General features: G+C 68.5%; 12 protein-coding genes. 6 read left to right on the plus strand and 6 right to left on the minus strand.

Features of this window, described 5'->3' with window-relative positions:
- A partial coding sequence (locus AC2VOK_RS04880) for a gamma-glutamyltransferase (protein ID WP_428899482.1) occupies positions 1-636 on the plus strand: 636 nt, incomplete at its 5' end.
- Positions 637-642: 6 nt separating this feature from the next.
- Here the strand turns inward: AC2VOK_RS04880 and purD are convergent.
- The 6 genes from purD to AC2VOK_RS04910 are packed head-to-tail and all read right to left on the minus strand — an operon-like array spanning position 643 to position 5,590.
- A complete protein-coding gene (gene purD / locus AC2VOK_RS04885) occupies positions 643-1,911 on the minus strand; it encodes a phosphoribosylamine--glycine ligase (RefSeq protein ID WP_428899483.1) in 1,269 nt (422 codons plus the stop codon).
- Positions 1,912-1,922: 11 nt separating this feature from the next.
- On the minus strand, positions 1,923-2,069 hold the full coding sequence (locus AC2VOK_RS04890; RefSeq protein WP_428899484.1) for a hypothetical protein: 147 nt from the start codon (positions 2,067-2,069) through the stop codon (positions 1,923-1,925).
- The gene (locus AC2VOK_RS04895; protein ID WP_428899485.1) at positions 2,053-2,490 is read right to left on the minus strand and encodes a carboxymuconolactone decarboxylase family protein; all 438 of its coding nucleotides are present in this window, start codon (positions 2,488-2,490) and stop codon (positions 2,053-2,055) included. Before AC2VOK_RS04895 ends, AC2VOK_RS04890 begins: the two co-directional genes overlap by 17 nt.
- 11 nt (positions 2,491-2,501) lie before the next feature.
- Positions 2,502-3,359: an NAD(P)-dependent oxidoreductase gene (locus AC2VOK_RS04900; RefSeq protein ID WP_428899486.1), complete on the minus strand. Its 858-nt coding sequence runs from the start codon at positions 3,357-3,359 to the stop codon at positions 2,502-2,504.
- Complete coding sequence (locus AC2VOK_RS04905) at positions 3,356-4,105, minus strand: SDR family oxidoreductase (protein WP_428899487.1); 750 nt, start codon at positions 4,103-4,105, stop codon at positions 3,356-3,358. Before AC2VOK_RS04905 ends, AC2VOK_RS04900 begins: the two co-directional genes overlap by 4 nt.
- 15 nt (positions 4,106-4,120) lie before the next feature.
- Entirely contained in the window at positions 4,121-5,590 is a 1,470-nt protein-coding gene (locus AC2VOK_RS04910) for an aldehyde dehydrogenase (protein WP_428899488.1), read from the minus strand.
- Between the two features lie 222 nt (positions 5,591-5,812).
- On the opposite strand from AC2VOK_RS04910, the gene AC2VOK_RS04915 reads away from it, so the two are divergent.
- The 5 genes from AC2VOK_RS04915 to AC2VOK_RS04935 form a co-directional block, all read left to right on the plus strand.
- Positions 5,813-6,445 (plus strand): TetR family transcriptional regulator, encoded by a 633-nt coding sequence (locus tag AC2VOK_RS04915; protein ID WP_428899489.1) that lies wholly within the window; start codon positions 5,813-5,815, stop codon positions 6,443-6,445.
- Complete coding sequence (locus AC2VOK_RS04920) at positions 6,442-7,677, plus strand: cytochrome P450 (RefSeq protein ID WP_343709795.1); 1,236 nt, start codon at positions 6,442-6,444, stop codon at positions 7,675-7,677. Before AC2VOK_RS04915 ends, AC2VOK_RS04920 begins: the two co-directional genes overlap by 4 nt.
- Complete coding sequence (locus AC2VOK_RS04925; protein WP_428899490.1) at positions 7,678-8,505, plus strand: SDR family oxidoreductase; 828 nt, start codon at positions 7,678-7,680, stop codon at positions 8,503-8,505.
- A 2-nt stretch (positions 8,506-8,507) separates the two neighbouring features.
- Positions 8,508-9,854, plus strand: coding sequence for a cytochrome P450 (locus AC2VOK_RS04930; RefSeq protein ID WP_428899491.1), 1,347 nt, complete (start codon positions 8,508-8,510; stop codon positions 9,852-9,854).
- Between the two features lie 10 nt (positions 9,855-9,864).
- Positions 9,865-9,947 (plus strand): ferredoxin (locus AC2VOK_RS04935; RefSeq protein ID WP_428899492.1); only part of this gene is annotated, 83 nt, incomplete at its 3' end.

Here is a 9,947-nt window from a genome sequence, read left to right on the forward strand (position 1 = left end):
CACCTGGTGGACCGGGAGTACCTGAAACAACGCGCCGCGCTGATCGACCGGAATCAGGCCAGGCCGGCGTGTGCGGGCACCCCGGGCGGGGGCACCGTGTACCTGACCGCCGCCGACGCCGCAGGGGCGATGGTGTCGATGATCCAGTCCAACTACATGGGGTTCGGCTCCGGCGTGGTCGTGCCGGGAACCGGAATCTCGCTGCAGAATCGCGGCGCGAACTTTGTTACTGCACCAGGTCATCCGAACCGGGTCGGGCCCGGCAAGCGCCCCTACCACACCATCATCCCGGGCTTCGTGACCAAGAACGGCTCGCCGGTGATGAGCTTCGGGGTGATGGGCGGCACCATGCAGCCCCAGGGCCACGTGCAGGTGATGGTGCGGATCGCCGACCACGGCCAGAATCCGCAGGCGGCGTGCGACGGACCCCGGTTCCGGTGGGTGGACGGCATGCAGGTCAGCTGCGAACGGGGCTTCCCGCCGGCCACGCTCGACGAGCTGCACCGGCGCGGGCACGACCTGGTGTCCGTCGGGGACTATAACCAGTTCGGCAGCTGCCAGGCGATCTGGCGCCTCGACGGCGGGTACCTCGCGGCCAGCGATCCGCGCCGCGACGGGCAGGCCACGGGTTTCTGAGGCGCGCTAGACGCGAATCTTGCCTTCGGACGCCAACAGCGCGATGTCGCTTCGGAAGTGGCTGCCCGGCAAACGAATCGAACGCAGGATGTGGTAGGCGTTGGCGCGCGCCGCCGACAGATCGGCGCCGGTGCCCACCACCGACAGCACCCGGCCGCCGGACGAGACGATCGCGCCGTCGCCGCGGCGTGCCGTCCCCGCGTGCAGCACCCCACCGGCGTCCGAGCCGACGACGACGTCACCGACCCGCGGCCGCCCGGGATAGTTCTCCGCCGCCAGCACCACCGCGACCGCGGCACCGTCACGCCAGCGCAACGCGCCGAAGTCGGCCAGCGTGCCCGCGCCCGCGGCATACAGCAACTGCCCCAGCGGGGACTCCAGCAGCGCCAGCACGGCCTGGGTCTCCGGATCGCCGAAGCGGCAGTTGAATTCGACCACCGCGGGCCCCCTCGCGGTGATCGCGAGTCCGACGTAGAGCAATCCGCTGAACGGGCATCCGCGCCGGACCATCTCGGCAGCAACGGGTTCGACGATGGTGGCGACCACGTCCCGGTAGATGCCGTCGGGCAGCCACGGAAGCGGCGCATAGGCGCCCATGCCACCGGTGTTGGGTCCGGTGTCGCCCTCCCCGACGCGTTTGAAGTCCTGCGCCGGAAGCAGGGGCACCACGGTTTTGCCGTCGAGCACGCAGAACAGCGACACCTCGGGGCCGTCCAGGTAGGACTCCAGCATCACCGGGTGACCGGCCTCGAGCAACCCGGCGGCGTGGGCGCGCGCGACATCTCGGTCCGCCGTCACCACCACGCCCTTGCCGGCAGCCAGGCGGTCGTCTTTGACCACCCAGGCCGGGTCGCCGGCCGGCGGCCCGAACCGCTCCAGGGCGGCATCCAGATGCGCTGGGGTATCGACGATTTCGCTGGCTGCGGTGCGCACGCCCGATGCCGCCATGACATCCTTGGCGAACGCTTTGGACCCTTCGATGCGAGCGGCCTCCCGGCTTGGCCCGAAGCACACGATGCCGGCGGCGCGCACGGCGTCGGCCACTCCCAGCACCAGCGGAACCTCGGGCCCGATGACGACCAGGTCGGCGCGGACCGAGCGCGCCAGGGCGACGACGTCCTCGCTCGAGGTGACGTCGACGTCGTGCTGCTCGGCGATCCGGGCCGTGCCGGCATTGCCGGGAGCGACGGCCAGTGCGGTGACCTCTGGATCTCTCTGCAGCGCCAGCAGCAGGGCATGTTCACGGGCACCGGAGCCGATCACCAGGACGCGCACGAGACGTCAGACTAGCCGGGCAGCCGCCGCACGCGATCAGCCACCTCGGCAGTAACGGTCTCGATGGCTTCGACGAACTCCGGCACCGCGGTCTCCGGGCGCGGCGGGAAGCGTCTCACCACCAGCGCGAATCGACCGTCCTCAGTTGTCAGATTCACCGGCGTTCATCTTCAACGCCGCCTCCACGTTGGCCTTCTTGTCCTCACCGGCGCCCTTCGCCGCGGCCTTCTTACGCTTGGCCACCACGGCGCTGACAGCGCCGTTGAACGCCGAACCCAGCGGAAAGCCGAGGTAGTGGGTGAGAAAGACGGCCATCTCCTTGAGTTCGTCTTCGGCGAGCTCCCCGTTGAGCAGCGCGGCGTTGATCTGGATCTCGGCGAGGTCGCGACTTCCGATGGCGGTCACCGCCGTCAACGTCATGATGCGTTTGTCGCGCATCGACAGTCCCGGCCGGGTCCAGATCCTGCCGAACAGGTGGTCGACGGTCAGGTCGAAGTACGGGTCGCCCTCGATGTTGGGCATCTCCCAGCCGTAGACCTCGTTCATCTTCTCCAGGCCCGTGCGGCGAAGTTCGTCCATTGCGTCTCCCATCACTCCGAATGCGCTACGCCGAGGCCGTCCGCCAGCCGCTGCAAGGCCAGCTGGGCCAGCGGCAGGTCGACCGACACCGCCTCGCCCAGCGCCAGCGCCAGGCTCAGGTCCTTCTCCCCCAGGCCACGCGCGTGCACGAAGGATTGGTACAGAAAATGTTCCGGCTCAAGGGGTTTCATGTTGTCACGCACCATGATGGCCCCCGGCCCGCCGGTGAGCGCGTCGGTGTGGCGGACCACCCGGCCCAGCGCCTGCAGGTCCAGCCCGGCCGCCTCGGCCAGCTTCATCGCCTCGCACGCCGCGGCGTAGGAGGTGAACGTCAGCATGTTTCGGGCCAGCTTCATCCGCGTTCCCGCGCCCGGCTCGCCGGCATGGATGACCAGCGACGCCCACTGCTTGAACTCCGGCTTGATCCGCTCGTACACTCCCCGCTCGGCGCCCACCATGGTGGCGAGTTCGCCTTTTTCGGCGGCGGCGGCGCCGCCGCTCACGGGGGCGTCGACGATGTGGATCTCCCGCGGCTTCAGCTCCGCGGCCAGTTCAGCGGCGGTGGTGTCGGCGATCGTCGAGTGGATCGCGATCACCGTGCCGGGCTTCGCCCCGGCCGCCAGTTCGCCGACGACCTCACGCACCTGCGCGTCGTCGAGGACGGTGACGTGGACGAGGTCGGCCGCGGCGACCTCGGCCACGCCGCCCGCCGGCGTCGCGCCGGCCTCGGCCAGCGGCATCATCGCTTCGGCGCGCACATCGAAGACCGTCAGCCCGCCCGGCCAGCCGGCCAGCCGTTTCGCCATCGGCGCGCCCATGTTGCCCAGGCCGACGTAGCCGACCCGCATGCTCTCGGATGGTTGCGTCATGACCGGATTATCTGCCCGCCATCGACGTTGAAGATCTGCCCGGTGATCCAGGCGGCCTCATCGGACAGCAGGAACAGGCACATCCCGACCAGATCGTCGGGAGTTCCCATGCGCGACAACGGCAGCCCCTTGACGATGTCAGCGACGATCTCCTGGGGCGTGGTGGTGCGGTTGGCCTCGGTGTTGATCGGTCCTGGCGCGATCGCGTTGATCCGGATGTTGCGGCCTCCCAGCTCTCGCGAAAGCTGTTGGGTCAGGCCGTTGATGCCGACCTTGGCCAGGCCGTAGAAGTTGGAATACAGCCACGCCGCAGTGGACGACTGGTTCACGATCGCCCCGCCGCCGCGCTTGGCCATCTTCTTGTACACCGCGCGAGTGCACCACAGCGCGCCGTCGAGATTGACGCTCATGAACTTCTTGTAGTACTCGGGGTCGACGGTCAGTAGGAAGTCCAGTTTCATACCGCCGAAGATGGCGGCGTTGTTCACCAGGTAGTCGATGCCGCCGAACTCGGCCAGCGTGCGGTCGGCCATCGCCTTGGCCGAAGCAGGGTCGGAGACGTCGAGCGGCACGGCCAGGGCCGTGCCGCCGTCGGCGGCGATCTGCTTGGCCACCGCCTCCGCGGCCTCGGCCTTGATGTCGGCCACGACGACCGCGGCGCCCTCCCGGGCCAGCGCCTCGGCGTACGCCTGGCCGATCCCGCCCCCGGATCCGGTGACGATGGCGACTTTGTTCTCGAACCGCATGCTCGTCAAGCTCCTCTAGTTGATTGCCGTGGCAATGGTCTTGATTTCCAGGTACTCCTCGAAACCGGCCAGACCCATCTCGCGACCGTTTCCGGACTGCTTGTAGCCACCGAACGGCGCATCGGCCGAATACCACACGCCGCCATTGACGTTGATCGTGCCCGCGCGCACCCGCCCGGCCGCCCGCGCCGCGCGCTGCGGGTCGGCGCCGAAGACCGTGCCCGACAGTCCGTAGGGCGAGTCGTTGGCGATGCGGACCGCGTCCTCGTCGCCGTCGTGCGGGATCACCGTCAGGACGGGGCCGAAGATCTCCTCCCGCGCGCAACGCGCGTCGTTGCCCAGCCCCGCGATCACGGTGGGTTCGATGAAGAACCCGACGTCCCGGTCGGCCGGACGGCCCCCGCCGCACGCGAACGTCCCGCCCTCGGCGATCGCCGAGTCGAGATAGCCCTGTATCCGGTCACGCTGGCGGGCCGAAATCACCGGCCCGCAGATGGTTCCGGGGTCGGTGGGGTCGCCGGCCTTGATACCGGCCATCGTGGCGGCGGCGATGGAGACGGCTTCGTCGTAGCGCGCCCGCGGCACCACCAACCGGGTGGTGATCGCGCAGCCCTGCCCCGCGTGCATGCACACCGAGAACCCGGCCACCCCCACCGCACCGCCCAGGTCGGCGTCGTCGAGGACGATGAACGCCGACTTGCCACCCAGCTCGAGGAAGACCTTCTTGATGGTCGCGGCGCCATCGGACATCACGCTGCGGCCGGTCGCAGTCGACCCGGTGAACGAAATCATGTCCACCCGAGGGTCTTTGGCCAACAGTGCACCCACGGCGTGGTCGCTGGAGGTGACGATGTTGAGGACACCGGGCGGGAAGTCGGTGTGCTCGGCGATGAGCTCCCCGAGCACGGCGGCACACCAGGGGGTATCGGGGGCGGGCTTGAGGACGACGGTGTTCCCGGCGGCCAGCGCGGGCCCGATCTTGGCAAGGTTGATCTGGTGGGGAAAGTTCCACGGGGTGATGGCGCCGACGACACCGACCGCCTCGCGGGCGATGGTGCGCCGGGTGGGAATGCCCATGGGCGCGGCCTCGCCGAGATCCTGGTTGTACTCGTAGGATTCGGCGGTGTCGGCCGCGAACGCTAGGTCGTTGACCGGCACCTCGAGCTGGGCGATTTGAGTGAGCATCCGCGGCGCGCCGACTTCGGCGATGGTCAGGTCGCGCAGTTCCTCGAGGTGCTGCCGCATCGCCTCGCGCAGCTGGCGCACGCACCGCACCCGCAGCGCGGTGTCGCGCGACCAGTCCGTCTCGTCGAAGGCGCGCCGCGCGGCCTCGATGGCGCGGCCCATGTCGTCGGCGCCGGCGTCGGCGGCGACACCGAGCACCTCCTCGGTCGCGGGGTTGATCGTCGGGAAGGTGCCGGCGCTGCCGGCCGACATCGTGCCGTCGATGAAAAGCTGACTCACGCCGTCGGCCAGCAAGGCCATCTCGCGCTCCCGTCTTCGCGTGGCGGACCGCGGGCCCGGAACCCGCACAACATCAAGTGGACACTTGTCCGGTATTGTCCCAGGGAACCCTAGTCCTCCAGGTGGTGGCGGTGCAAGGGGCGATGCCGGGAACGGCGCGCAACCGCGCAGATATTGGCCGTTGAGCGCGGCATTTCAGGCGCGGCCTTGCCAGGCGCCGCGTCGATCCGTTAGCTTGGACAGGTGTCCAGCGATGTGGGGGTGACGACGCCATCTCAGGCTGGGCGGCACGCCGGTCAAGCGCCGCGTAACCGCCGCCAGGAGGAGACGTTTCGCAAGGTGCTGGCCGCCGGCATCGAAACCCTGCGTGAGACGTCGTACGCGGACCTGACGGTGCGCGCGGTGGCGGCGCGCGCCAAGGTCGCCCCGGCCACCGCGTACACCTACTTCTCGTCGAAGAACCACCTGATCGCCGAGGTCTATCTGGACCTGGTCCGGCAGGTCCCGTTCTTCACCGACGTCAACGACTCCATGTCCACCCGGGTGGAGATGGTGCTGCGCCACCTGGCGCTGGTGGTCGCCGACGAGCCGGAGGTCAGCGCGGCCTGCACGACGGCGTTGCTCAGCGGCGGTGGCGACCCGGCGGTGCGCGCCGCGCGCGACCGGATCGGCGCGGAGATCCACCGTCGCATCACGTCCGCCATGGGCCCCAACGCCGATCCCACCGCCGTGGCGGCACTGGAGATGTCGTTCTTCGGTGCGCTGGTTCATGCCGGCAGCGGCGAGTTCACCTATCGCGAGATCGCCGACCGGTTGGCCTACGTGGTGAAGCTCATCCTCACCGGCGCCGCAGAGGCAAGCCAGGACAGCGAATGACCGTGCATGTGGGTGACCACGAGCTGGTGCTCGATCCCTACGACTACGACGTCCACGAAGATCCGTACCCGTACTACCGGCGGCTGCGCGACGAGGCCCCGCTGTACCGCAACGAGGAACTGAAGTTCTGGGCGGTGTCGCGGCACAGCGACGTGCTGCAGGGCTTCCGCAACAGCACCACCCTGTCCAACAAGTACGGCGTCTCGCTGGACCCGGCGTCGCGCGGCCCGCACGCGTCCAAGACGATGTCGTTCCTGGCGATGGACGACCCCGCCCACCTGCGGCTGCGCACCCTGGTGTCGAAAGGCTTCACCCCACGCCGGATCCGGGAACTCGAGCCCCGCGTCACCGAGATCGCGACACGGCACCTCGACACGATGCTGGACAAGGCCAGGTCTGCAGCGGACGGCGCCGGCAACTGCGTCGACTACGTCGACGAGTTCGCCGGCAAGCTGCCCATGGACGTCATCTCCGAGCTTATGGGGGTCCCCGAACCCGACCGGGCGCAGGTCCGGGCCTGGGCCGACGGGGTGATGCACCGCGAGGAGGGGGTCACCGACGTCCCGCCGGAGGCCGTCGAGGCCTCCCTCAACCTGATCGTCTACTACCAGGGGATGGTGGCCGAGCGGCGCGAGAAGCCCACCGACGATCTGACCACGGCACTGCTGGAAGCCGAGATCGACGGCGACCGGCTCACCGACGACGAAGTCCTCGGGTTCATGTTCCTGATGGTGATCGCCGGCAACGAGACGACCACCAAACTTCTTGCCAATGCCGCGTTTTGGGGCCACAGGAATCCCGACCAGCTGACGCCGGTCTACGCCGACCTGTCCCGGGTGCAGCTGTGGGTCGAGGAGACCCTGCGCTACGACACGTCCAGCCAGATCCTGGCCCGCACGGTCTCCGGCGAGCTGACCCTCTACGACACCACTCTTCCCGAGGGCGACGTCCTGCTGCTGCTGCCCGGTTCGGGGCATCGCGACGAGCGGGTGTTCGACCGCCCCGACGAATTCGTGATCGGACGCGAAATCGGGCCCAGGCTACTGAGTTTCGGCAGCGGGGCGCATTTCTGCCTGGGCGCGCACCTGGCCCGCATGGAGGCGCGGGTGGCCCTCACCGAGTTGTTCAAGCGAATCCGCGGGTTCGAGGTCGACGAGGCCACCGCCGTCCGCGTCCACTCCAGCAATGTCCGCGGCTTCGCCCATCTGCCGATGACCGTGGAGGTCCGCTGAATGCCCCGATTCGACCCCCTGCCCGATCGCCGGCCGGCGATCGTGGCCGGCGCCTCCTCCGGCATCGGGGAGGCGACCGCCATCGAGCTAGCTGCCCACGGCTTCCCGGTCTCCCTGGGTGCGCGCCGCGTCGGCAAGCTCGACGACATCGTCGGCAAGATCAACGCCGACGGCGGCCAGGCGGTCGGATTCCACTTGGACGTCACCGATCCGAAATCCGTGAACTCCTTCGTCGCGCAGTCAGTCGAGGCCATCGGCGAGATCGAGGTGCTGGTGACCGGCGCGGGTGATACCTCCTTCGGCAAACTCGCCGAGATCGCGGACGACGAATTCGAATCGCAGCTGCAGATCCATCTCGTCGGCGCGTTCCGGTTGGCCGGCGCGGTGCTGCCGGGAATGCTCGAGCGCCGGCGCGGTGACCTGATCTTCGTCGGCTCCGACGTGGCCTTGCGCCAGCGGCCGCACATGGGCGCCTACGGTGCGGCCAAGGCCGCGCTCGTCGCGATGGTCACCAACTTCCAGATGGAACTCGAGGGCACCGGCGTGCGCGCCTCGATCGTGCATCCCGGCCCGACGAAGACGTCGATGGGCTGGAGCCTGCCGGCGGAGAAGATCGGCCCGGCGCTGCAGGACTGGGCCAGGTGGGGTCAGGCCCGCCACGACTACTTCCTGCGGGCAGCCGACCTGGCACGCGCCATCACGTTCGTCGCCGAGACACCGCGCGGTGGCTTCATCGCGAACATGGAGCTTGCGCCCGAGGCGCCGTTGGCCGACAACACATCTCGCCAGAAGCTCGCACTCGGCGAGGAAGGGATGCCAGGACAATGACCATCACCGCAGTCGTGCCGCGGGTTTCCGGCGGCGAAGAAGAACACGGCCACCTCGAGGAGTTCCGCACCGATCCGATCGGGCTGATGCGGCGGGTCCGCGACGAGTGCGGGGACGTCGGCTGGTTCCAGCTGGCGGACAAGCACGTCATCCTGCTCTCCGGCGCCGGGGCCAACGAGTTCTTCTTCCGCTCCGCCGACGAGGACCTCGACCAGGCGCAAGCCTATCCGTTCATGACGCCGATCTTCGGCAAGGGCGTCGTGTTCGACGCCAGCCCGGAGCGGCGCAAGGAGATGCTGCACAACTCAGCGCTGCGCGGTGAGCACATGAAGGGCCATGCCACCACCATCGAGCGCGAAGTGCACCGGATGATCGAGAACTGGTGCGACGAGGGCGAGATCGACCTGCTGGACTTCTTCGCCGAACTGACCATCTACACCTCGACCGCGTGCCTGATCGGCACCAAGTTCCGCAACCAGCTCGACTCGCGGTTCGCGCACTTCTACCACCAGCTCGAGCGCGGCACGGACCCGCTGTGCTACGTCGACCCGTATCTGCCGATCGAGAGCTTCCGCATCCGCGACGAAGCCCGAAAAGGCCTGGTGGCGTTGGTGCAGGAGATCATGAACCAGCGCATCGCCAACCCGCCGGCGGACAAGGGCGACCGCGACATGCTCGACGTGCTGGTGTCGATCACCGATGAGCAGGGCAACGCGCGGTTCTCGGCCGACGAGGTCACCGGGATGTTCATCTCGTTGATGTTCGCCGGGCACCACACGAGTTCGGGCACCTCGGCGTGGACGCTGATCGAGCTGATGCGACACCCTGAGTCCTACGCGGAGGTGGTCAAGGAGCTCGACGAGCTCTACGCCGACGGGCAGGAAGTGAGCTTCCATGCGCTGCGCCAGATCCCGAAGCTGGAGAACGTCCTCAAGGAGACCCTGCGCCTGCACCCGCCGCTGATCATCCTGATGCGGGTGGCTCAGGGCGAGTTCGAGGTCGAGGGCTATCCCATCCACAAGGGCGATTTCGTCGCGGCCTCGCCGGCGATCTCCAACCGGATCCCCGAGGACTTCCCCAACCCCGGCGACTTCGAGCCGCGGCGATACGAGGAGCCCCGCCAGGAGGACCTGGTGAACCGGTGGACGTGGATTCCGTTCGGCGCGGGCAGACACCGCTGTGTGGGCGCGGCGTTCGCCCAGATGCAGATCAAGGCGATCTTCTCGGTTCTGTTGCGCGAGTACGACTTCGAGATGGCCCAGGCGCCCGACAGCTATCACAACGACCACTCGAAGATGGTGGTGCAGTTGGCCCGGCCCGCCACGGTGCGCTACCGCCGCCGCAGATAGGAGATGGCCGATGGGTTTTCGAGTCGAGGCCGACCTGGACCTGTGCCAGGGCCATGCGATGTGCGAGCTGGAGGCCCCGGATCATTTCCGGGT

Source organism: Mycobacterium sp. TH-M116 (genome assembly GCF_057473685.1).

Excerpts from the sequence above, each read along its gene's own strand:
- AC2VOK_RS04895 (WP_428899485.1), bottom strand. The coding sequence starts at position 2,490 with ATGGACGAACTTCGCCGCACGGGCCTGGAGAAGATGAACGAGGTCTAC.
- AC2VOK_RS04900 (WP_428899486.1), bottom strand. The coding sequence starts at position 3,359 with ATGACGCAACCATCCGAGAGCATGCGGGTCGGCTACGTCGGCCTGGGC.
- AC2VOK_RS04905 (WP_428899487.1), bottom strand. The coding sequence starts at position 4,105 with ATGCGGTTCGAGAACAAAGTCGCCATCGTCACCGGATCCGGGGGCGGG.
- AC2VOK_RS04910 (WP_428899488.1), bottom strand. The coding sequence starts at position 5,590 with ATGGCCTTGCTGGCCGACGGCGTGAGTCAGCTTTTCATCGACGGCACG.
- AC2VOK_RS04920 (WP_343709795.1), top strand. The coding sequence starts at position 6,442 with ATGACCGTGCATGTGGGTGACCACGAGCTGGTGCTCGATCCCTACGAC.
- AC2VOK_RS04925 (WP_428899490.1), top strand. The coding sequence starts at position 7,678 with ATGCCCCGATTCGACCCCCTGCCCGATCGCCGGCCGGCGATCGTGGCC.